Annotated in this window: 22 protein-coding genes, 1 pseudogene and 1 riboswitch; of the genes and pseudogenes, 5 read left to right on the top strand and 18 right to left on the bottom strand. The window is 42.8% G+C overall.

The annotated features are described in order from the left end of the window. Positions 1-231: 231 nt before the first annotated feature. Positions 232-1,740: a 4-alpha-glucanotransferase gene (gene malQ, locus LI091_RS08315; protein WP_173734263.1), complete on the bottom strand. Its 1,509-nt coding sequence runs from the start codon at positions 1,738-1,740 to the stop codon at positions 232-234. Positions 1,741-2,132: 392 nt separating this feature from the next. On the opposite strand from malQ, the gene LI091_RS08310 reads away from it, so the two are divergent. Continuing rightward, positions 2,133-3,152 (top strand): LacI family DNA-binding transcriptional regulator, encoded by a 1,020-nt coding sequence (locus LI091_RS08310; protein ID WP_129975167.1) that lies wholly within the window; start codon positions 2,133-2,135, stop codon positions 3,150-3,152. Positions 3,153-3,270: 118 nt separating this feature from the next. On the opposite strand, the gene LI091_RS08305 is transcribed toward LI091_RS08310, so the two are convergent. The 4 genes from LI091_RS08305 to LI091_RS08290 all read right to left on the bottom strand — a co-directional run bounded on the left by LI091_RS08305 (position 3,271) and on the right by LI091_RS08290 (position 7,434). Then, positions 3,271-3,753 carry a GNAT family N-acetyltransferase gene (locus LI091_RS08305; RefSeq protein WP_021650238.1) on the bottom strand — a complete coding sequence of 161 codons (483 nt, stop codon included), beginning with the start codon at positions 3,751-3,753 and terminating at the stop codon, positions 3,271-3,273. Between the two features lie 241 nt (positions 3,754-3,994). Further along, positions 3,995-4,999 carry a U32 family peptidase gene (locus LI091_RS08300; RefSeq protein WP_173734262.1) on the bottom strand — a complete coding sequence of 335 codons (1,005 nt, stop codon included), beginning with the start codon at positions 4,997-4,999 and terminating at the stop codon, positions 3,995-3,997. Positions 5,000-5,089: 90 nt separating this feature from the next. Further along, on the bottom strand, positions 5,090-6,472 hold the full coding sequence (locus LI091_RS08295; protein WP_173734261.1) for a hypothetical protein: 1,383 nt from the start codon (positions 6,470-6,472) through the stop codon (positions 5,090-5,092). 86 nt (positions 6,473-6,558) lie between these two features. Next, positions 6,559-7,434 (bottom strand): NifB/NifX family molybdenum-iron cluster-binding protein, encoded by an 876-nt coding sequence (locus tag LI091_RS08290; RefSeq protein ID WP_265191042.1) that lies wholly within the window; start codon positions 7,432-7,434, stop codon positions 6,559-6,561. A 204-nt stretch (positions 7,435-7,638) separates the two neighbouring features. Here LI091_RS08290 and LI091_RS08285 point away from each other — a divergent pair, with 204 nt between their 5' ends. After that, positions 7,639-8,412 (top strand): alpha/beta hydrolase, encoded by a 774-nt coding sequence (locus LI091_RS08285; RefSeq protein ID WP_173746375.1) that lies wholly within the window; start codon positions 7,639-7,641, stop codon positions 8,410-8,412. Positions 8,413-8,423: 11 nt separating this feature from the next. Here the strand turns inward: LI091_RS08285 and LI091_RS08280 are convergent, their stop codons facing one another. The 11 genes from LI091_RS08280 to LI091_RS08230 form a co-directional block, all read right to left on the bottom strand. Beyond that, entirely contained in the window at positions 8,424-9,170 is a 747-nt protein-coding gene (locus LI091_RS08280) for a class I SAM-dependent methyltransferase (RefSeq protein WP_015526666.1), read from the bottom strand. Between the two features lies 1 nt (position 9,171). Further along, entirely contained in the window at positions 9,172-9,924 is a 753-nt protein-coding gene (locus tag LI091_RS08275; RefSeq protein WP_173746373.1) for a class I SAM-dependent methyltransferase, read from the bottom strand. Positions 9,925-9,927: 3 nt separating this feature from the next. Next, a complete protein-coding gene (locus LI091_RS08270) occupies positions 9,928-11,496 on the bottom strand; it encodes a nickel ABC transporter substrate-binding protein (protein WP_244094848.1) in 1,569 nt (522 codons plus the stop codon). Between the two features lie 29 nt (positions 11,497-11,525). After that, a complete protein-coding gene (locus tag LI091_RS08265) occupies positions 11,526-12,464 on the bottom strand; it encodes an oligopeptide/dipeptide ABC transporter ATP-binding protein (RefSeq protein WP_059086421.1) in 939 nt (312 codons plus the stop codon). A 9-nt stretch (positions 12,465-12,473) separates the two neighbouring features. Beyond that, complete coding sequence (locus LI091_RS08260) at positions 12,474-13,265, bottom strand: ABC transporter ATP-binding protein (protein WP_114002683.1); 792 nt, start codon at positions 13,263-13,265, stop codon at positions 12,474-12,476. Next, positions 13,246-14,109 carry a nickel transporter permease gene (gene nikC / locus LI091_RS08255; protein ID WP_265191040.1) on the bottom strand — a complete coding sequence of 288 codons (864 nt, stop codon included), beginning with the start codon at positions 14,107-14,109 and terminating at the stop codon, positions 13,246-13,248. Before nikC ends, LI091_RS08260 begins: the two co-directional genes overlap by 20 nt. 15 nt (positions 14,110-14,124) lie before the next feature. Continuing rightward, positions 14,125-15,054 (bottom strand): ABC transporter permease, encoded by a 930-nt coding sequence (locus LI091_RS08250; RefSeq protein WP_015526672.1) that lies wholly within the window; start codon positions 15,052-15,054, stop codon positions 14,125-14,127. 136 nt (positions 15,055-15,190) lie between these two features. Further along, positions 15,191-15,364: riboswitch (cobalamin riboswitch) on the bottom strand. A gap of 147 nt (positions 15,365-15,511) precedes the next feature. Beyond that, on the bottom strand, positions 15,512-16,870 hold the full coding sequence (locus LI091_RS08245) for an MATE family efflux transporter (RefSeq protein ID WP_114002684.1): 1,359 nt from the start codon (positions 16,868-16,870) through the stop codon (positions 15,512-15,514). 155 nt (positions 16,871-17,025) lie between these two features. Then, positions 17,026-17,700 (bottom strand): ABC-2 transporter permease, encoded by a 675-nt coding sequence (locus LI091_RS08240; protein ID WP_092071575.1) that lies wholly within the window; start codon positions 17,698-17,700, stop codon positions 17,026-17,028. After that, positions 17,697-18,545 carry an ABC transporter ATP-binding protein gene (locus LI091_RS08235; RefSeq protein ID WP_114002685.1) on the bottom strand — a complete coding sequence of 283 codons (849 nt, stop codon included), beginning with the start codon at positions 18,543-18,545 and terminating at the stop codon, positions 17,697-17,699. The genes LI091_RS08240 and LI091_RS08235 overlap by 4 nt, the downstream gene beginning before the upstream one ends. 2 nt (positions 18,546-18,547) lie before the next feature. After that, positions 18,548-18,922 (bottom strand): GntR family transcriptional regulator, encoded by a 375-nt coding sequence (locus LI091_RS08230; protein WP_015526677.1) that lies wholly within the window; start codon positions 18,920-18,922, stop codon positions 18,548-18,550. 239 nt (positions 18,923-19,161) lie between these two features. Between LI091_RS08230 and LI091_RS08225 the strand changes: the two genes are divergently transcribed. Beyond that, entirely contained in the window at positions 19,162-19,800 is a 639-nt protein-coding gene (locus tag LI091_RS08225) for a DUF3786 domain-containing protein (RefSeq protein ID WP_114002686.1), read from the top strand. Next, positions 19,787-20,368 carry a TetR/AcrR family transcriptional regulator gene (locus LI091_RS08220; RefSeq protein ID WP_114002687.1) on the top strand — a complete coding sequence of 194 codons (582 nt, stop codon included), beginning with the start codon at positions 19,787-19,789 and terminating at the stop codon, positions 20,366-20,368. Before LI091_RS08225 ends, LI091_RS08220 begins: the two co-directional genes overlap by 14 nt. Positions 20,369-20,510: 142 nt before the next feature. Here the strand turns inward: LI091_RS08220 and LI091_RS08215 are convergent, their stop codons facing one another. Together LI091_RS08215 and LI091_RS18735 are read right to left on the bottom strand one after the other, a co-directional pair. Beyond that, positions 20,511-20,726, bottom strand: coding sequence for a DUF6462 family protein (locus LI091_RS08215; protein WP_114002688.1), 216 nt, complete (start codon positions 20,724-20,726; stop codon positions 20,511-20,513). Positions 20,727-21,008: 282 nt separating this feature from the next. Then, positions 21,009-21,110 (bottom strand): annotated as a pseudogene (locus LI091_RS18735) (methionine--tRNA ligase subunit beta); the annotation flags it as partial. Positions 21,111-21,116: 6 nt separating this feature from the next. Here LI091_RS18735 and LI091_RS08210 point away from each other — a divergent pair. After that, the gene (locus LI091_RS08210; RefSeq protein WP_084449142.1) at positions 21,117-21,584 is read left to right on the top strand and encodes a S24 family peptidase; all 468 of its coding nucleotides are present in this window, start codon (positions 21,117-21,119) and stop codon (positions 21,582-21,584) included. The last annotated feature ends 86 nt before the right edge of the window (positions 21,585-21,670 follow it).

Genomic DNA, 21,670 nt, shown 5'->3' with positions numbered 1-21,670 from the left:
CACTGCTACAGATCAGACACTCTCTTCTGATCTTCTGCATATATAAATGTATCACTTTATCATTTACCGCAGATCTGAAAATACAATAAGGCAGCTGTCAGCCTTACCTTTTACTGACAGCTGCCTCCACGAAACAGCATTATATCACATAAAAAATCACGATTCTATCTAAAATCTTTCTACTTTCTTTCACGTCCCGTTTAAATGGAATATGTCTCTTGGATCTCTCTTTTAATCAGACCAGTTCATACGTCCGTAGCGAAGTGCAATACCTTGGATCTCTTTCTGAAGCTTCACAGTCAGCTCCCTTTTGCGGATCCTCCACTTCCAGTTCTTTCCTACTGTGGAAGGCTGGTTCATTCTGCAGCTGTTATCCAGGCCCATATAATCCTGCATAGGGATCACACAGAGCTTTGCACTGCTTCTCATAACCAGGCTGATAAAGCATTTATGCAGCTCTTTATCCGGTGTATAGTTATCACAGAGATAATCCCTGGCAAGCTTACGCTCTTTTGCCATAATGCTCTTCCACCATCCGGCGATGGTCTCATTATCATGGGTTCCTGTGTATGCCACACTGTTCTCCGGATAGTTGTGTGGAAGATAATCGTTGGCACAACCGGAATCTCTGGAATCAAACGCAAACTCCAGGACCTTCATTCCCGGGAATCCACTGTCATGGACAAGCTGACGCACAGAATCTGTCACATAGCCAAGATCCTCCGCAATGACCTGCTTCCAGCCAAGGGCCTGCTCCACTTTGCGGAACAGATCGATCCCGGGACCTTTTTCCCAGTGACCGCCAATGGCATTTTCTGCACCGTATGGAATGGAAAAATACTCGTCAAAGCCACGGAAATGGTCGATCCTTACCACATCATAAAGGCGGAATACGTAGCTCAGTCTGGAAATCCACCACTGATATCCTGTATTTCTGTGGTAATCCCAGCGGTACAGTGGATTTCCCCAAAGCTGTCCTGTTGCGGAAAAACCGTCCGGCGGGCATCCGGCTACAGCCACCGGCACATTCTCCTCATCCAGCTGGAAAAGCTCCGGATGAGCCCAGGTATCTGCACTGTCCATAGCTACATAGATCGGGATATCTCCGATGATCTGAATGCCTTTTTCGTTGGCATATTTTTTCAGTTTCATCCACTGCTCATAGAATTTGAACTGCATATACTGCTGGAATTCAATATCAAAATATAATTCTCTGCGATAGTAGTCCATGGCATTTGCCCAGCGAAGGCGGATATCCTCTGCCCATTTTGTCCACTCAACACCGCCGAACTGATCCTTTACTGCCATAAAAAGTGCATAGTCGGAAAGCCACCAGCTGTTTTCTGCAACAAATTTCTGATAATCCGGATTCTCGCTGGTGTTGCTGTTTTCGTAAGCTTTGCGGAGAAGCTTATAACGGCCTTTGTAGATTTTTTCATAGTCTACGCTGTCTGCTCTTCTTCCCCAGCTGACCTTATCACAGTCCTCCTTTGTAAGGACGCCTTCCTCCACCAGTGCCTTCAGGCTGATAAAATACGGATTTCCCGCAAAAGTGGAGAAGGACTGGTACGGAGAATCTCCGTAACTGGTAGGTCCCAGCGGGAGGATCTGCCAGTAGCTCTGTCCCGCTTCCTTCAGCCAGTCCACAAAATCATAGGCACTCTTTGAAAAACATCCGATGCCGTACTCTGACGGCAGGCTTGTGATCGGCATCAGAATGCCGGCTGCTCTTTTATCCATATCTTTTCTCTCCTTATGTTGAGCCCTGCATCTCAGAGCATCTTATCTATTATCCTCTCACGGATGCATATTCATATAATCTACGCAACCGTTTGCGTAAATTATACGTCCATTTTGCATGAAGTGCAATGCGTTTTTGTCTTTTCTACCTTTCTTACAATTTTTACATCCTGATTTTGTGCAGTTTTTCATTGTGTCAAACAGAATCTGTCTGCATCTCACTACCTGATTTTCTGTGCATCTGTTTTTACGCAATTTCATGCAATTTCCGTGCAATATGTTTGACAGTATCCTTGTTATGAACTACAATATCTCTATCAGACTGAGATAAAAAAGCCGGATCAGAGGCATACTTCCGCTTTGATCCGGCATATCCGTGAGGAGGCAAATTTATGGCAGTAACCATCAAAGATGTGGCAGCTCTGGCCGGGGTGTCCCCGTCCACCGTTTCCAGAACCTGCAAAAATAATCCATCTATCAGTGAAGAAACCAAGGAACGTGTACGCAGAGCCATGGCGGAGCTTGGCTATGAGCCGAATTTTCAGGCCAGTAACCTGGCAGCACAGATTTCCCGCTCCATCGGTATCATCCTGCCTCCGTCCCCAAAGGAGACATACGAGAATTCCTTTTACCTTGAGACGATCCGGGGGATCAGCCACTACTGTAACGCACATCAGTATATCAGCACCATTGTTACCGGTCAGAATGAAGAAGAGATCCTTAACGCAGTACGTTCCATGTCCAGAAGCGGTAAGGTTAACGGATTTATTGTTCTTTATTCCCGTGTGAATGATCCTGTTATTGATTTTCTCTTCAGTGAAGGACTTCTCTATATCCTGATCGGAAAACCGGCACAATACACCAATCATACGATCTATATCGATAATGACAACCTTCTGGCCGGACAGGAGGCAACGGAGTATCTTTATGCTCTGGGCCACCGGAAGATCGCTTATCTGGGTGTAGATAATTCCCTGGTCTTTTCCGCAGACCGCAAAACCGGCTACATGACTGCGCTGATCAGCCACGGATTAACCGTACAGCCCGAATACTGTATAGAGGTTCCTGCCGCTTCCCAGAATGAGTTTCAGGAGCTTCGAAAGCTGCTTTTAAGTGAGGAGCGCCCTACAGCTGTGCTTGTCAGTGATGATATTCTGGCGCTTTCCCTGGAAAGGATCTGTATGGAAGCAGATATCTCCATACCGGAGGATCTGTCCATTCTTTCCTTTAACAACTCACTTTTTGCCAGACTGACTTCGCCTCAGCTGACCTCCATTGATATTAACTCCGGGCAGCTTGGAATGGAAGCAGCCACGCAGATGATCAGTCATATCGAAAATCCGAGCCTTCCGGCCACAAAGATCATTGTACCTCACCAGCTGATCGAAAGGGACAGCTGCCGGAGGATCTGATCTGCTTTCAAACAAAAAACAGGTATCTTCTCTGCTGACTGTGTATTGACCACCACTTATCGATCTGACATTGGTGGTCGATCTACCGCCCGGCAAAAAGATACCTGTTTTTCATTTTTTATAATGCTTTCTCATAACACCAGTACATATGTCCCCAGAGTTCACACTCTCCCACGTTCTCAAAATTCAGCTTATCATAAGAACGGAGTGCTTTTACATTGTCCTTCGCAACAAGAAGATGTACAGCTTTATAGCCCCGCTTCTTCAGCTCTTCCATCACACCCTTAAGAAGTTTCCCGGCAATCCCCTGATTCTGGAATTCCTGACATACTCCCACCCGGGAGACCTCCGCTGACGGCACCATGGTTTCTGACCAGCATGTGAGACATTCCACATTTGGATCATCATCAATGGAGATCACACCTGCGATATTTCCCGCATCGTCCCGCATACAGAACAGCGCATCTCTGGAAAGATCAAATTCCACTTCTTTTTCTGAAGGATACTCCTCTGTCCACACACAATAGGGCGTCCCCAGCAATGAACGGTACAGCTTCAGAACTGTATCTGCTTCTTCTCTTTTTACACGCTCGAAATTCATTTTATATCCTTTCTCCTGAAAATACATTCTTTTTCCGCCCGGATCTCGCCAGTATCAGGATCACAGCAAATGTAATGATCTCTGAACTCAGAAAGGAACTCCACACGCCATTGATCCCAAATAATCCGGAAATAGCTTTTTCCCAGGACCGTCAAATCTGCAATCTGCACCATGTCCTTTTCTGATTCTGGTTTTCATCCCATTTATCATTTATTCTAACTCAAAAAAGCTTCTCTTTTTGTTACTGATAATAACATCTTTCGCTACACCCCGCCGGAAACACTATCCGTTTTAACGTACATTTAAATTCCCTCTCATTTTCTGCAGCGTCCAGGATTTCCAACGCTTTTCGCAAATTCCGGATATCTTTTTCCATGTGATCCACATAGTTTCCCCGGCCAACCAGCTTCAGATGCGTGATCCCTGCCTGCTTCAGCTGATACAGTGCACACAGTCCACAGCCTGTCTCACCACAAAGATATCCGGATTCATCATATGCTTTCAGATCCGGTTCCTGATCCCACGCCTGCTCCTGAAGAGCCATTATTTTTTCCGGAACAGCATCACCATTCCGTACAGTTCCAAGCCAATAGGACACCCTGCAAAGATATCCCATCTCATCACAGTGAAGAGAATTACAGAATGCTCCCGTAAACTGGCACATCTCATTCAGCACAAAGGCCTCGAACTCCATTCCCGCCTCCGGTCGGATCCCGGCCTGTTTTTCCACTTCTCTCTGAGATGCAATAACAGACTGCATATCCCGGAACGTGTTTTTCCGATGAAAGATCAATCTCTTCAGAGGAAAGCGCCGGAACATCTTCAGCATTTCGCTGTTCACTTCCCCTGTCTCTCCGCTGAGATGGATCTCACAGGAAATCCCCCTGTTTTTCAGATAAACAAGAAGCGCCGGATCTGCAATGATATAGCTTCGAAACCCAATTCCCATGCACTTCTCTATGATATCTCCGATCTCCGGATACTGTTCCGGAAGATAATACAGGGAATTGAAGGTGAGATGCACCGGCTTTTTATATTTTTTTACCATCCGGGAAAGAATTTCCAGCTCACTGTATGCTCCAAGCTGAACATTACAGCAGAGAACCTCCCTGCGATTTAACGGCATTACTGTGCCGTATTTTTCCGCCCAGGAAAATGGTACATAGCCACAGAAAAATTCATCTGCTCCTGCCTGCGCGAAACGTTCATATTCATCTATGGAGCCTAACCCGGCTGTTATTTTCATACTGTTCTCCATGTCCTGTTCCTTTTTTCCGCAATGTATTTTTGTCAAACGGATATTCGCGATCCACCTTCGAAGCCTGCTCATCACCTGTCATATATTAACAACAATGCGATCCGGCTTTGTGCCTTTTATATTTTTCCACATTTCCGTTGACTCCGGAAGTGTTTTATCCACACCAAACAGGGAGTTATACCGCCCTGCCATGTGTAAATGTTCCGGATAAAGCAGTGCGTATTTTTCACAAAATTTCGGACAGTGCTCCGCAAGCTGCTGTGTACCGCGATCTCCGGTGATGCACAAAGCATACAATGGACAGTACTGCGAAGTGTTTGTCTGATAAAAAGGCAAATGCAGACTGTTTTTTCCCGGCGGAAGCTCCTGTGGATATCCGCAGGACTCCCATTCGTATCTGTGAATATGAAATTCTTCAGCCAGAAAACCCCGATAAAACCCCGCATTCAGGCTGTTTTGCTGAAATAATAAAGTATCACCGGATTTATATTTCATTCGCGGATCCTTTTTTCGTTTATTGAGCAATGTGCCCAGAACAGGATGCAGGCGGGATGTTTTTCCACAGAGCATTTCCACCATGGCCCAGTCATTGACTACGATTTCCACATTCACCCCATGAATACAGCACCAGTTATCCACCTTTTCCAGAAGCTTTCCCACAGACGAAAGCATAAATTCCCGGATATACGAAAATGCCAGTGTGATCTCAGATCCCTCCGAATACATTTTATCCATGATAGAAAAAAGCTGCTCTTCTGTCGGAAACAGATTATGGCAGAACTGATTTCCAATATAAAATCTGTCCGGTATCCGACCTGCAAAATAACTGTGAGTGAGATAATTCTTCTGCCAGTAAGACGCCAGAAAAGCCTGCAGCGGCTGGCACAGATATTCTTCATACAGGGAAGTGCAGTTTAATTCCAGGGCAAACTCTGCATTATCCAAAAGCCTTAATTCTTCTGCACCCATTGTATCCTGTGGATTTCCGGAAGCCTTTTCATTTTCTCTGAAAAACCACCGCTTCTTCTGTTCCTCCAGACTCCTGCAGTGCATCTCATCCAGCTCCGCAGGATAACCAGTCAGTGATTTCGCCAGCTCTCCATCGTCTCCATCCAGCTTCAGACGGATATATCTGTTGTACTCTCCGGCCAGCCGCCGAACCTCCTGTACATAATCCTTCTGTTCCACTCTCACAGAATATTCCCTGTAAAAATATTTTCCGGTTTTCTTTTCAACTGGCTGTTGATCCTGCAGGCATTGCTCCTCTGCTGCACTCATCCCAAACCTCCGGATCTCCACTCTCCTGTACCCGGCTTTTTTCATATCATAAAAACAAATCAGAAACTGCTCCGGTTCCGGGCATTCCTCTGCCAGCCGAAATCGAAATCCATCTTCACCCAACTCTGTGATCCGGATTTCTTTGCTATCCATAAAACCGGACAGTAATCCAAATGGTATCATAGCGATCCTCACCAGGAAAGCTTCCTCCCTTCAGACAAAAAAGGAGATGCCATATGCTCCCATACAGCACCTCCCACTGTTCCTGCTTATTTCACTTCTACTAATTCAATTCTGAAATTCAGCTCTTTACCTGCCATCTCATGATTAGCATCGAAAGTAATGGTTTTTTCATCTTTTGCGTTAACTTTAACCGGGAACGGCTGACCATACTGATTGGAGAGGTATACCTGCTGTCCTACAGTAAGATCCTCAGCACCCGGAAGCTGTTCGATCTCAAGTGTAAAAATCGCATCCGGATTCGGCATACCGTAAGCTTCCTCAGGCATCAGATGAACATCTACCACCTGGCCAACCTCCATGTTTGCAACTGCCGCATCAAAGCCTTTAATCATCTGTCCTGCTCCGCAGATGAATTCCAGTGGCTCGCCACGGTCATAGGAAGAATCAAACTGTGTTCCGTCATTAAAGGTTCCTCTGTAATGTGTACGGCAGGTTTTTCCGACATTAGGACCTGTGATAGATGGCTGGGAACCGCATCCGCCGCCACAGCCTCCGCAGGAATGTCCGTCTTCATGACCGCCGCAGGAGTGTCCATCCTCATGGCTTCCGCAGGAATGTCCATCTTCATGATGGTGATGATCACAATTCACACCTGTGGATACCAGCTCGCCCTTCAGATAAGCATCCACAGCCGCATCTACGTCACCCTGTGCTCCGGAACATAACTCAATGCCAGCCTCAGCAAGTGCACTCTGTGCTCCGCCGCCGATTCCTCCACAGATCAGAACGCTGATTCCCTGCTCTGCAAGAAGTCCTGCAAGTGCACCATGTCCGGTGCCATTGGAACCGATCACTTCACTGGAAACAACCTTGTTATCCTCTACCTCGTACACCTTGAAAAACTCCGTTTTTCCAAAATGCTGGAAAATATTTCCGTTGTCGTATGTTGCTGCAATTTTCATTTGTAAAACCCTCCATTAATCAGATATGTATTATATTAGTATATCGTGCAGGCAGGATAAAAGCAAGGTTTAACTTCTCTCACAAAAACACCTCGCGGGACATTGCCAGTGAACAGTAACCTCTTGCTGTCATTCAATGAATCCAGTATAATAGAAGAATCTGTAAAAATAAACGATTTTTTAAATAAGAAGGTTTGAATTAAAATGAAATCATACGAAGAATTACTTTCAGATATTGAAGAAGACATGGAGCTCATGGGTTCCTCACACATTGTTTATTCCATGGAAGAGGACGGCGTTGTTACTGATTATGATTATCTTCCATCCGATTCCTGTACGATCTCCATTACCTTAAAGGAACTTCAGGAAAAGCTTCAGCTGCAAATGCTCTATACAAAAGTTTCCGCTCATACAGCCGGAGCAGATAAAAATGCCCCAAAATTAGCTGTTGTTTTTCCGGGCATCGGATACACTGCTGACAAGCCGCTTCTGTACTATACCAGCCGCCTTGCCAGCAAACAAGGCTACCAGATCCGCACGGTATCCTATGACAACCTCCCGGAAAATGTAAAAGGTGATCCGAAGAAAATGAAACAGGCCTTTGACCTTGCCCTGGAACAAACAGAACGCTCCTTAAGCAGCATCGACTGGAATTCTTATGGCAGCGTTCTGTTTATTTCCAAAAGCATTGGTACAGTCATCTCCTCAGCCTATGCTTCCCGACACGATCTGACTGTAAAAAGCATCCTGTTCACGCCTCTTGCAGAGACCTTTTCCTTCCCACTTGCCGGAAGCATCGCCTTCCACGGCACCGCAGATCCCTGGGCCGAAACCGATTCCATACGGGAACTGGCAGCGCAGAAAGATGTCCCTCTCTTTCTCACCCAAAACGCCAACCATTCTCTGGAAACCGGTGATGTACTGAAGGATATCTTTATTCTAAAAACCACAATGGAGCGGGTCCAGCGTTTTATTTAACGCCGGTCCGCTTATTTTTCTCCACCCACTAAAAACTGAGGTGTCAGCTTGTTCAGCTCACGTTCCATGGAAGTTCTGGAAATATCACTAATGTCCTTCAGGGCAAACACTTTGGAAAAGCCGATCTCCATCATGTAATCCAGATCCCATACTGGACGCTTTTTATCACTCATAAACAGCTTACTGCTGAGCTCTTTCCCTGTTTCCGCATCTTCATGAGCATGGATACCTCTTCCATATTTTTCCCACATAGCAGCATCATGTGCCTCGTAAATCTTTTTCTTTTCTTCATCATAAAGATGCAGATACCAGCAGGCGTCCGATACCAAAAGACGTCCGCCTTTTTTCAGTACACGCAGCCACTCCTTGTAAGCCTTCTGTGGATCGTCCAGCGTCCATGTGATATTTCTGCAGATAACCATATCAAATGTCTCATCCGGAAAATTCAGATTGTGGCAGTCCATAGTCATCAGATCTGCGGATAAACCTGCTGCCTTTACATTTTCCTTTGCTTCATGGATCATATTTTCAGTAATATCGATCCCGGTCACATGATGTCCTTCTTTTCCCAGCATAATTTCAAAAAATCCCGGCCCGCAGCCTACGTCCAGTACTTCCAGATGTTCTTTTTCCGGCGCATACTCCAGAATCAGATTCTTCCAGTTTTCTGCTGTTTCACTTTTCAGTTCTGCCTTGATCCCTTCGCTGTAAATGCCGGCTTCTCCTTCCCAGTACTCTTTGATCTTATCGTTTTGCATGTCACTTCTCCTTCTTTGTGGCTACTACAATAAATTTTTTTCCCTGATATCCGTATTTCCAGAAATCCATCGTCCATGGTCTGTTTAGCCAGCGGTTCTCTCTGATCTGGATCCTGGCAAAGCGTACCTTTTTTAATATCTGAAAGTCCGCTTCCGGACGCTTCTGCGATGTAAATGGCAGCTTTTCATAAATTCCGCTGTTTTCCTTCACGTCAGATCCATATGTTTTTCTTTCTGTAACATAAATAAGAAAATCAGCAATTTTCATACGAATCTTATTTTTTAATGTGGGTTCGATGGTACGATAATCCCCATCAAAATAAATGATCCTTCCGCCTGGTTTTAATACAGCCTTCCAGCGTCTGAAAGCTTTTTCCGGATCATATAATGTCCACACCGCATCTCTGGAAAGTATCACATCATAGCTTTGTTCCTGTTCCAATGGCAAAGTTACACCATCTTCCTCACAGATTTCCACCTGCTGATGATACTGTCGCATATTCCTTCTGGCTTTTTCTACCATTCCTGATGAACCATCGATCGCTTTTACATCATGTCCCAGACGCGCTGCTATGATGCTCATAAAACCCGGGCCGCAGCCCACTTCTAAAATACGAAGGGGCTCAGGTCCAAGAAGTCTTTTCAATTCTTTTGTCCAGTGAGATACCGTTCTTTTGTTACTCAATTGTTTTTGGATCATATCATCATAATCGCCGGAATCTTCTGTCCATTTATTCTCGATCTTTTCAAACATTTTTTACTCCACTACATCCAGTGTTGCCCAGTTAATGCCTTCATAGGCAGTCGGTGCAAGCTCTACATTGGTCAGTCTGGTATTGTTATAGATATAATCACGGTTCGGATAATACAGCGGCACTGTTACTGCCTGATCATTGATACGTGTGAGGATCTTATCGTATAATTCCGTCCGCTTTTCTTCATCCTGTGTCTTTAATACTTCTCCGAGATCTTTGTTCAGCTCCTCATCGTACCAGTTTACTGCCTTTGCTCCATCTTCCGCACAGAACATTGATTTCAGGAATCCATGAGGCATCCAGGAATCTTCATAGCTACGGTAAATGCACAGATCGTAATCTCTGGTGTTCCAGATCTCATCATAGTAAGCTGCGGATTCTTTTTCTACCAGTTCAATACCTACACCGACCTTCTCATATTCAGATTTCAGGAATTCACAAAGAGATTTCCATGAAGCATATTCTTCAGTCTGGAATACCAGTCTGAGGCTCAGTGGTTCTCCGTCTTTTTCTACAATACCATCTCCATCTGTATCCTCATATCCTGCTTCCTTTAACAGTTCCTTTGCTTTATCCGGATCATATGGATAGCCCTTGCTGTTTTCTTCTGTTACATAAGGAACTGTCGGAGACATAAGTCCGGTTGCAGGATTGCCGTAACCATCCAGCAGATCATTTACAATGCTTTCTTTATTTGTTGCATAATTCAGTGCCTGACGTACGTTTACATCCTGAAGCGCCGGTGTATCATAATTTTCGATCAGATAGTAAGAAAGTGTGGAAACCTGTTGTTCTGTCGATAAATTTTTATCTGCCTGGATAATACTGAAGCTTTCGGATGGAATATCCTGAAGATTCAGATCTGCCTCTCCACTCTGAAGTGCCATCACTCTGGCATCACCGTCTACCACCTGTTTCAGAACTACTTTATCAATATTTGGTTTCTCACCGTAATAATTAGGATTTGGTACCAGGACAACCTCCTGACCGCTTTCATAACTGTCGATCATCCACATTCCGGTACCCACTTCCTGACAAAATTCTCCATCTTCATCCAGTGCACTTTCACAGGTAAAACGGAACGGTCTTGGATAGCTGAATTCGATCAGCAGAGTATAACATGGTTCTGCGAACTTAAATTCTACAGTATAATCATCTACCTTTGTAACATTTTCCAGTTTGGCTGAAAAGTTACCGATCACATCCTGTTCCACCCATCTGTTATAATTCCACATCACATTGTCTGCATTAAACTCTGTGCCGTCCGAGAATTTCACATCTTTTCTTAAATGGAACGTATAGGTTGTGCCATCTTCGCTGATATCCCAGGATTCTGCCAATGCCGGTTTGATTTCTCCATTTTCTCCGTAACGTACCAGAGGATCATAGATCATTTCATAAAGACGAAAGTCCGGACCACTTTTTATAGGGTCACAAAGTTCAGGAGTCAGATCAATGGATGTCATTGCCGTAACTACTTTTTCCTCTTTTGCCTGTACATTGACACCTGTCAGTAAAGTTGCCGCCACCATGCTCAATGCTATCAATTTTGCTACACGTCTTTTCTTCATTTCTTCCTCTCCTTTGTTTGTTTTATATTTTACAGCATATGACATGCCGCAAAATGTCCTGTTTCAATTTCTGTCAATTCCGGTATATGCTCTCTGCATATATTTGTACATCTTCTGCACCGGTTCTGATATGGGCAGCCCTGTTCCGGAATGGTATCTGAAAATATTTTCTTTTCCTGCGATCCGATTCTTCGCATTTTCGGTTCTTTTACCGGAATAGAATCAAACAGATCTTTTGTATAAGGATGTACGGCAGTCTCCTTTAAGCTGTCCGTATGATCAATAAACTCGACCACGCGTCCCTGATACATAATAGCCACCTCTTTGCAGAGATATGGAACGTTGGACAGATCGTGAGTGATCAGTAAATAGGTCATCTCATATTTTTCCTGCAGCTCATTTAACAGATGCAGGATCTGCTTTCGTATGGAATAATCCAGACTGGATACCGGTTCATCACAGATCACAAGTTCCGGTCTTAATACCAATGCTCTCGCAATATTAGCTCTCTGACACTGACCTCCTGAAATCTGTCCAACATAACGGTTGCGGATATCCGGATCAAGCCCCGTCTGGATCAAAGCCTCCTTTACTCGCTCTTCATACTCACCCTCTTGCAGTTTTTCATGTAATTTCAAAATTTCCAGAATATTTTCTCCAATGGTATAACCGGGATCAAATACCCCGCTGCTGCTTTGAAAGACCATCTGAAGATTCTTGCGATATGGACGAAACTGCTTTTCAGACAAATCCTGCATTTCCTGTCCCTGAAACCAGAATTTTCCATCTGTAGGTTTCTCCAGGCCGGCGATCAGCTTTCCGAATGTAGTTTTACCACTTCCACTTTCACCGATCAGGGCCATGGATGATCCTGCATGGATTTCCAGACTTACATCATCCACTGCCTTCACAATTTTTTTCTTGCCATAATATTTTTTTAAATGTTCTGTCTTTAGTAACGTACTCATACTTTTCCCCTATAAAACTGCATCCAACAGTTTTTTTGTATATGAATGCTGCGGATGATAAAAGATCTCTTCAACCGTTCCGTTTTCCACTATTTCGCCGTCTTTCATGATCGAAACATCATCTGCGATCTCTGCCACCACACCCAGATCATGCGTAATAAATAACACGCCCAGATTTTCTTTCCTGGATAGCTGATAGATTTCTTCCAGGATCTGCTTCTGTACGGTTACATCCAAGGCTGTCGTCGGCTCATCTGCGATCAGATAATCCGGTTTCATGGACATGGCAATGGCGATCATAACACGTTGGCACATACCACCAGACAATTCGTAAGGTTTTTTCTTCATCAGTTCTTCCGGATCACGCAGATTCATCATCCGCAGACTTTCCAACGCTACTTCCCTTGCCTGTTTTTTGCTCATTTTGCGATGTTTTCTCAGTCCTTCCAGAAGCAGTTGTTCAACTGTAAAAAGCGGATCAAGAGCAGCAGTCGGATCCTGAAAGATCATTCCGATCCTGTCTCCGTATAACTGTCGTTTTTCTTTTCCTGATAACTTCAGAAGACTCTTTTCGTTCAGTGTCACATCTCCGGATATCACCTTTCCATTTCCTGCAAGCAGATTCATGATCGTCAGAGAGGTAACTGACTTGCCGCTTCCACTTTCTCCCACCAGAGCATGGATCCTTCCGCGTTTTACTTCCAGGCTGACATCTTTTACTGCATGAACCATTCCGTGAGATGTCTGAAACTCCACATGTAGTCTTTTTACCCTTAGGACATCATTTTTGGGCTGTTCCATTCTGTATTCCCTCCCCCAGATAATTAAATGCCAGAACAATGATCATGATCAGTATGCCCGGATAAAACATCAGTCTTGGATAAGTCTGGATATAACTTCTACTGTCACTGAGCATGATCCCCCATTCCGGTGTCGGTGCCTGCACACCAAGGCCGATAAAGGAAAAACCGGCAATTGACAGAATGATCGAACCGATTTCCATTGTTGCCAGTGCGATCACAGATGGCAGGATATTTCTCAATACATGCCTAAATATGATCCTTGCGTGGCCGCAGCCGCCGGCTTTTAGTGCGGTCATATAATTTTTATTTTTTTCCTGAAGTGTCAATGCTCGGGCAAGCCTTGCATATTCTGCCCAGGATACGACCGATAAGGACAGAATCAGATGAGCGCCGCTGGCTCCTACGGTTCCTGCAATGGCAAGTGCCACAATAAAGACCGGCATAGCCATAAATACATCAATGATCCTCATAATTATGGAATCGATTTTTCCACCTACATATCCGGCAAACAGTCCGATCGGCACCCCGACACATACAGTAATCAGAAGCACCGTAAAGCTATAGCTCAGTGAATACCGGCTGCCCCAGAGAAGTCTTGATAAAATACATCGTCCCAGCTGATCAGTACCTAAAGGATATGCCGCCGACGGATTCTTTAATTTTATCGAAACATCCACAAGCAGTGGATCATGCGGCGCCAGTACAGGTGCAAAAATAGCTGCCAATGCAAAAATTATGACCACCATCAATCCTATTTTTGTTTTCGGTGACCGGAATACCTGTTTCCAGTACAGATTCTGGATCATGCTTTTTTCTGTTTTCTGCTTTTTTCTGCTTCCCATTCTATGATCTCTCCTTTACTTTAACTGGATTCGCCGGTCAATCGCAGAATAGGCGATATCCACAAGAAAATTTAATACTACAATGCCAACAGCCAGAATAAAGATAAAACATTGCAGCACCGGAGTGTCTTTTGAGATCACGGATTTCAATGCCAGATTTCCGATTCCCTGAATTGAAAAAATACTTTCTATCACAGCTGAGCCACAGAAAAAACCGATCACAATTGATACCAGACGTGTCAGCACAGGAATCAGGATATTTTTCAGACCATGACGCAAAATTACATTTACAGATGACAATCCCTTAGCTCTGCTGGCACGTATGTAATCCTGCTTCAGCACCTGTATCATATTGGTACGGATCAATCTCGTCATAATTCCAAAGAAACTGATATCCATGGCAAATGCCGCAAGAATCGGGATGCCTCCGGCATCTCCTCCGATCACGGAAATCACTTTTAGCTTTACTCCAAATATATAGAGCAGCATCAGACCGATCCAGAAAGACGGCATAGATACACTGAGGGACGACAAAATGCGAATGACTTTATCCAGAACTCTGTTTTCATAAATTGCCGACAAAATTCCAAGAGGGACTGACACGATCATCAACAATAAAAACGAAGTAACTGCCAGTTTAAATGTCTGTGGAAAATATCTTTTTAATTCCTCAAAAGCCGGTTTTCTGGTAGAATATGATTTTCCAAAATCGCCATGAAGTGCCTGATCCAGCCATTTCCCGTATTGTACCAGCACCGGCTGATCCAGTCCTTCCTCATGCCGTACTTCTTCTACCTGCTCCGGTGACGGATGCTCATATTTTTTCTCCGCCAGCACTCTGGCCGCATCACCTGCCGATATAAAACTCAGCATAAAAATAATAAATGTAACCGCCAGCACTACCGGAATCATAAATATAAAACGCTTTGCAATTACTTTTCCCATTTTCATTTCTCCTCATTTTTCATCTGTTTATTCGGTTAAAATAAAAAAAGCTGATATGATCCAGCATCATATCAGCACAAAAAACAAACCTCTACCTCAGGCAGAGCTTATTCCTTCTGTATCCCATCCGAATCAGAATTCTTCTGTCAAAAAGGCAAGTCTCCTGACTCCAGTTCTTCCTACTTACCATCTTCCCGGATCTCTCCAGTGATATTTTGGTTTTCGTCCCTGTCACAGTAGCGGTGGCTGTTCTGGCATTTCACCAGATTCCTTATTAAGTACTTTGTACACCCTTCTGACTATTCAATTTTCATAGTTGCAATGAATAAATATTATAATATCATACTTTTCTTTTTATATAAATAGTTTTTTGTCAAATATAAAATATCTGAACATTTCATAGTGAAACCCGGATATTTTCTGCCTGTATTATTATAAATCTCTTAAGTAAATAACATTATGTATGAACGGTGACTTCTTTATATTTCCGTATAATGATCATATAACTTACGAATAATAAAACAGCTGCGCTGCTCCATGCACAGATCTCTGCATAGTATATTCCATCTTCACCGATCAGTTTTGGCAGCAGCAGCGCAACACTGACACGCATTATAAATTCTGCAATGCCGCTGGCAAGCGGAATCAAAGTATTACCCAGGCCCTGGATAGCGGAACGATACACATACAGCAGATACAGCACCCACAAAAAGACAGCCATAATAAACAAATACTTATATGCTATATCCAATACCTGTCGGGTCTGATCCGGTTCACCGGATACAAACAGGGACAGTACATTACGTCCAAACAGTACCATCATGCCGGAAATGAAAGCCGAAGTGAGCACTGCCATATAAGTGCCGCTGCGCACGCCTTTTCGAATCCTCTGGTATTTTTTTGCACCAAGATTCTGGCCCACATAGGTTGTAATAGCATATCCATATGAAACGGCAGCCATCTCCAAAACCCCATACAGCTTGTTCGATGCCGTAAATCCCGCCACAAACAGAAAACCAAATCCATTGATCACATACTGTACCACAAGTCCTCCCACGGAGATGATCACATTCTGTATCGCAAGAGGAACCGCCAGTTCCAAAAGCCGCAGGCTCATAGAGGGCTGCCTGTAAAAGTCCTTCTTTTCCAGGCGGATATCCGGGATTTTACGTAATACGATCAAACAGTACAAGGCTGAAAATCCCTGTGCGATAACGGTTGCCACTGCTGCTCCGGCAATACCCCAGCCAAAAACCGCCACAAATAACAGATCCAGTCCCACATTGATCACTGCTGCCACTGTCATTGCGATCAACGGAGATCTGCTGTTTCCAAGTGCCCGAAGGATCGCTGCAAATATATTATAAGCAGCTATGATCGGGATTCCCGCAAAGATCAGCCGCAAATATAGCATTGTCAGATTAATGACATTATCCGGTGTCTGTAAAAATAAAAGAACATGATAAACTGTACCTTCACTTACTGCGAGTACGACCACAGACAGTAATGCTGTCATGATATAGCTTTTCGCTACTGCACATTTCAGATTTTCCTTTTCCCTTGCTCCATAATACTGAGATACAAGAATAGAAAAACCCTGTGTGATACCTGTCATGATCCCCAACACCAGCCATACCAGCCAATCTCCGGCACCTACTGCCGCCAGTGCTTTAACTCCTACCACTTGTCCGACAATCATGGTGTCTGCCATTGTATAAAACTGCTGAAAAATATTTCCAAGCATCATTGGTATGGCAAAAGTTATGATCAGTTTTCCGGGAGATCCGGCAGTCATATCTTTTTCATTAGTTCCCATAAGAATCTCCTTTTCTTTTCATCCTTGTCCGTTATTTTACAAGGGACTCTTACGAAACACAAGACTATTTTTTCACAAAGTTTTTCTCATATTTTTGGTAGCTATTACATCTTTATGATCATTATTTTTAATGGATCATTTTTGCCACGCCTATATTAAAACTCTTTCTTCTTCATGGCGCTCATACTATACTTATACGAAGCAAACCATATAAGCAGACTTAGCACAATAAGGGCAATCCCGATTTCAAAATCCCCTATTCCCCCTATCATATGCAGAATACTTTCTTTTAATCCCAAGTTAGTCTTCACAAAAGATCTAATTGTATAACAAATCGCAAAAATAATTAAAATTGCGATTGGCAGCACAATTCGCCCTTTCTCTCCTTCGAACCTTATCCTGATCGCGATCATAATTCCCGCAATTGCCTGAAACACAAAAAATGTGATCAACTCCATTGCCAGCATTTCCAGATCAAACACCTCTTCAGGATTTATGAGTACCATAATTCCTGCACAGATCATTCCAATGCACCATCCACATGCTGTCATGATAAAGGAAAAAATATATTTTTCTCTGACATATATTTTTTTATTTACGGGTAAAGAAAATAAATATGTGTAACCATGGCCATTTTCATCATAACTGATCGTATTACCTGAATATATCGCCAGAACAGATGGGATATACATTGCAATGAAAGCAGCTGCCGTTTTTCCTGTAAGTATAAAAAACAATGCTACAAACACTAACACCAAAAAAAGATTACCACCCTGTCGAAAAAACAATCGAAAATCCTTTTCCAAAAGCCCTCTGATTCCTTTCATCATCTTTCGCCCCCTGTCAACATCAGGATCACCTGATCGAGTGATCCGCTCTCTACTACGATTTCCGGATAATTTTCTATATAATACTGCTTCTCGTTCGTCAGACAGGCAACTCCAAAAAACTCTTTTTTCTCTTTCAAAAGATACCTTTTATCCACTGCCTGATATTGTTCCTCACTGACCTTCAACACTGCATATTTTTCAAGAATCGTATCCATCGCTTCATGAAGTACAATCTTTCCTTTATGTATCACATAAATGTCATCACACAGATGTTCTAAGTCCGAAGAAATATGTGAACTGATCAGGATACTTCTCTCCGGTTCTTCTTCCATATACTCTCTTAAAATATCCAGCATCCTTTCCCTCGCTCCGACATCAAGCCCTGCTGTCGGCTCATCCAGCATCAGGAATTCTGCCTGATGTGTCAATGCAATGATCAGATTCAGCTTTGCTTTCATTCCTGTTGAGTACTCTTTTATAAATTTATCCAACGGAATCTGATATTCTTCACACATCTGATGAAATTTTTCTGCTTCAAACTTTGGATACAATTTGGCAAGGACTGCCTCAACATCTTTCCCTTTCAAGTATCCACTGAATCCGGTTTCTGCCAGGACAACTCCCAGCTCTTCTTTCTCTTTTTCACTTAACTCTTCCGGTATTTTTCCCAGGATCTTTATCTCACCGGCATCATAAGAAATGAGTCCGAGCACTGCCTTGAACAAAGTACTCTTACCGGCTCCGTTCTCTCCAACCAGACCGGTGATTCTTCCTTTTTCTACATTTAACGAACAGTCTAACTGAAATTCACCGTAGCTTTTCTTTACTCCTTTGATCTCCAACATAATCATTCATCCTCCATGATGAGTTCAAACAACGAACGGATCTCTTCCTCTTTCATTCCGCAGCGCCTTCCCTTCTGAATTGCTGCTTCCAGATCCGCCTCAACCTCTTTCCTGCGCTCTTCTTCCATCAGCTGTGTATTCGAAGCCGCTACATACGTTCCTTTCCCATGAACTGTGACTGTCATGCCCTCTGCTTCCAGATTGTCATATGCTTTCTTCACAGTAAGTGCACTGATCTTCAATTCCTTTGCCATTGTTCTCACGGACGGCAATATATCATTTTCTTTTAACTCTCCGGAGATGATCTGCGCCTTGATCTGCTCCATGATCTGTTCATAAATTGGTACCATCGATGTATTATTGATTATAATCTTCATATGTTCCCTCCTGTTGCAAACAGTATATAACAGCGTAATACTGTTGTCAACTGTTATATACTGTTTTGCAGTAGTTGACTGCCGGGATTCTGTCATCTGCCATTAGAAGGTATGGGAAGTCTTAGTCATTTACTTTTCATGATCATTAATTTTTATTTGTTACGCAAAATGTATTGGCTTTATAGACCGATTAGTCTATTTTGTAAATAACTACAACCAAAATATTCTTGGAGAAATATATGACGAAAGCTATCAATAATTATGATAAAACAAAAATTTCAATGGCACATGTTTTCCTGCAATATGATCAGGCTACAATGATACATAAATATTCATTAGATTACAATTCTGACTGGTTATATATTACTTTTATTAACCGTACCTATCGTATTAACCGAAAAACGGGAAGTGTTCAGTGGTCAGATAATGATTTTGAAACAGTTCATGAAGCCAATCATAATGAAGCAATGACTATTTATGATGTTTTATGTTATTCAAAGGATAGATGCCATCTGTCACATGAATTTGTAAATATAAACAGCCTTTCCTCTGTCCGAACAGGAAATCTCTCACCGAACAGAGGATTTTTTCAGAATACCGCTGACTTTTTTAACGGAAAAACCGTTGAATTGCGTAATGCCTGTATATCACTTTCCGGAAAGGAACTGGAAAAAGGAGATGTTGCTTTTAAATTAAATCTTTTTCCTTTTTTGCCGATTATCATTCGTTTCTGGGAAGCTGATGACGAGTTCCCGGCAAGTCTTCAAATTCTTGCAGATAGGAATACTTTAGATTACATGCATTATGAAACGCTTATGTTTGCACTTACACATCTGCTTTCCAGACTGAAGGAGGAAATGCGAATTGAAAAAGGGTGAAGAATCCAGACAACGCCTGATCGAGTGTGCTGCTGAATTATTTTGGAAAAATGGGTATTCTGCTACTGGAATCAGCGAAATTCTCAAACAAACAGAGCTTCCAAAAGGATCTTTTTATTTTTATTTCAAAAGCAAGGATGACCTGGCAACAGCGGTAACGGAATACTATCAAAAAATCTTACTGGAACAATTTCAAAATAGTTCTCAGGGAAATGACTGGGAAAGTTTTATTGAAGAAATCTTTGATTTTTTATCTGAAAGGACAAATGGACAAACATTTGCAGGCTGCCCGTATGCGGTGATGGGCATGGAAACAGCACTTAGCAAGCCTGCAGTTGCATCTGTATTTATGGAAGGACTGAAAAAATTTGAGCAGATTTTTCAGGAAGTATTGTTATGCTCCGGATTGTCTCCAGATCATGCAAAAATTCTTTCTCAGCGCATGCTTTCTATCTATCAGGGATATTTTCTTCTTGGACGAATCAGCGCCGATACTTCTTATTTGAAAAATGCAAAAAAAAATATGATTGAAATGTACCGGGAATACCGGGCATTTCATGGAATCTGAGAGGAACTTCAGTCCAATGCTGTAAAGCTCAGCCCCTTCCTGATAGCGTACAAATTTCTTTGCCATTTTCTTTGTTTTCTCTACATCTTTACGTGCATATCCCATACACCACCTTATCCTTTCCTGTCGCTGGTTCATGGAATTATTCCAGATAGGCATCAAAAATATCCCGGTTGATCAATACGGTTCCATCTATTCTGTAAATCGCACCTGCATCACTGGCAAGTTCAAATAATTTCTTATGAGAAATACTGTAAATAATCTCTGCCTGTTGATAACGCAGATACTGTCGGCGCAATTTTCTAAGCTGCTCCGATACTTCCTTCATACTTGTGATTGGTTTATAATTTTTATCCATGATATTTTCGCATAATTCACTGTTTTACAGAAGTTGACTGCCGGGATATATTTTTTAGTGCGAAAAAAAAGCACCTCTCAGATTAACTCTAAGAAGTGCTCTTGTTGTCATGCATATCAATCATTGATCCAGTGAATCAATTTTGATTTCATTCTCAAACCTGTGTCCTTTCACCTGAAATTCGTCATGCTTCATAACGATTCATCATTCTCCCAAATTTTGTTGTCAAATTGTTGTCAACTGTGGTCTGACATCATGGTTTTAGAGATTTTATATTTAATTTTAGTACAGCTTAGCACCTGCCGGAATATGGTTATCAACCATCAGAAGATGAAGCTTTTCTTCGCCTTCTTCTTCATGAATAGCACTGAGGAGCATACCGCAAAAGCTATGGATTATATCAATCTGCTCCACGCATCCGGAATGTATGAAAAGCAGACTGCTAAGATAATTCCATTCCGTAGCATTGATATTTTTGAAAATGCCGTATCAGCCGGAACCGGTAACTTCCTTGTAGACGGACCGAAAGAGACTGTACGCATAGATGAATCTATCCTGCCGGAAGATACTACTTTCGGTGTCCGTATTAGTGGTGACAGTATGGAACCTGAATTCCATGATGGTCAGATTGCATGGGTATTACAACAGGAATCTGTTGCTAATGGAGAAATCGGCATCTTCGCTCTTAACGGAGAAGCCTATATTAAGAAATTACAAAACGATAAAGACGGAATTTTCCTTATCTCTCTTAATGAAAAGTATGCACCTATCAAGGTTAGTGAAAATGACCGCTTAGACATATTTGGAAAAGTTCTTGGAAAATCTGATGCTTCTGCTATTACAGGACATTGCCGATAAAGCATTGCCGATAAAATTGCAAGTCCTTTTTATTGGACACATTATTTTGCATAATTGACAATAAGAAAATATCTATAGAACTGAAA

It is taken from the genome of Blautia sp. MSK20_18, from assembly GCF_020553125.1.
GTDB lineage: Bacteria > Bacillota > Clostridia > Lachnospirales > Lachnospiraceae > Blautia_A > Blautia_A fusiformis.
Note: the sequence above shows the minus strand (reverse complement) of the source record. Positions and strands in the feature narration are given on the sequence as shown.

Coding starts and splice junctions, on each gene's coding strand:
- LI091_RS08245 (WP_114002684.1), bottom strand. CDS start 16,870: ATGGGAACTAATGAAAAAGATATGACTGCCGGATCTCCCGGAAAACTG.
- LI091_RS08250 (WP_015526672.1), bottom strand. CDS start 15,054: ATGGGAAAAGTAATTGCAAAGCGTTTTATATTTATGATTCCGGTAGTG.
- LI091_RS08215 (WP_114002688.1), bottom strand. CDS start 20,726: ATGGATAAAAATTATAAACCAATCACAAGTATGAAGGAAGTATCGGAG.
- LI091_RS08225 (WP_114002686.1), top strand. CDS start 19,162: ATGACGAAAGCTATCAATAATTATGATAAAACAAAAATTTCAATGGCA.
- LI091_RS08230 (WP_015526677.1), bottom strand. CDS start 18,922: ATGAAGATTATAATCAATAATACATCGATGGTACCAATTTATGAACAG.
- LI091_RS08290 (WP_265191042.1), bottom strand. CDS start 7,434: ATGAAAATTGCAGCAACATACGACAACGGAAATATTTTCCAGCATTTT.
- LI091_RS08300 (WP_173734262.1), bottom strand. CDS start 4,999: ATGAAAATAACAGCCGGGTTAGGCTCCATAGATGAATATGAACGTTTC.
- LI091_RS08285 (WP_173746375.1), top strand. CDS start 7,639: ATGAAATCATACGAAGAATTACTTTCAGATATTGAAGAAGACATGGAG.
- LI091_RS08305 (WP_021650238.1), bottom strand. CDS start 3,753: ATGAATTTCGAGCGTGTAAAAAGAGAAGAAGCAGATACAGTTCTGAAG.
- LI091_RS08240 (WP_092071575.1), bottom strand. CDS start 17,700: ATGATGAAAGGAATCAGAGGGCTTTTGGAAAAGGATTTTCGATTGTTT.
- malQ (WP_173734263.1), bottom strand. CDS start 1,740: ATGGATAAAAGAGCAGCCGGCATTCTGATGCCGATCACAAGCCTGCCG.
- LI091_RS08310 (WP_129975167.1), top strand. CDS start 2,133: ATGGCAGTAACCATCAAAGATGTGGCAGCTCTGGCCGGGGTGTCCCCG.
- LI091_RS08270 (WP_244094848.1), bottom strand. CDS start 11,496: ATGAAGAAAAGACGTGTAGCAAAATTGATAGCATTGAGCATGGTGGCG.
- LI091_RS08235 (WP_114002685.1), bottom strand. CDS start 18,545: ATGTTGGAGATCAAAGGAGTAAAGAAAAGCTACGGTGAATTTCAGTTA.
- LI091_RS08275 (WP_173746373.1), bottom strand. CDS start 9,924: ATGTTTGAAAAGATCGAGAATAAATGGACAGAAGATTCCGGCGATTAT.
- LI091_RS08260 (WP_114002683.1), bottom strand. CDS start 13,265: ATGGAACAGCCCAAAAATGATGTCCTAAGGGTAAAAAGACTACATGTG.
- LI091_RS08265 (WP_059086421.1), bottom strand. CDS start 12,464: ATGAGTACGTTACTAAAGACAGAACATTTAAAAAAATATTATGGCAAG.
- LI091_RS08210 (WP_084449142.1), top strand. CDS start 21,117: ATGGATTATATCAATCTGCTCCACGCATCCGGAATGTATGAAAAGCAG.
- nikC (WP_265191040.1), bottom strand. CDS start 14,109: ATGGGAAGCAGAAAAAAGCAGAAAACAGAAAAAAGCATGATCCAGAAT.
- LI091_RS08280 (WP_015526666.1), bottom strand. CDS start 9,170: ATGCAAAACGATAAGATCAAAGAGTACTGGGAAGGAGAAGCCGGCATT.
- LI091_RS08295 (WP_173734261.1), bottom strand. CDS start 6,472: ATGATACCATTTGGATTACTGTCCGGTTTTATGGATAGCAAAGAAATC.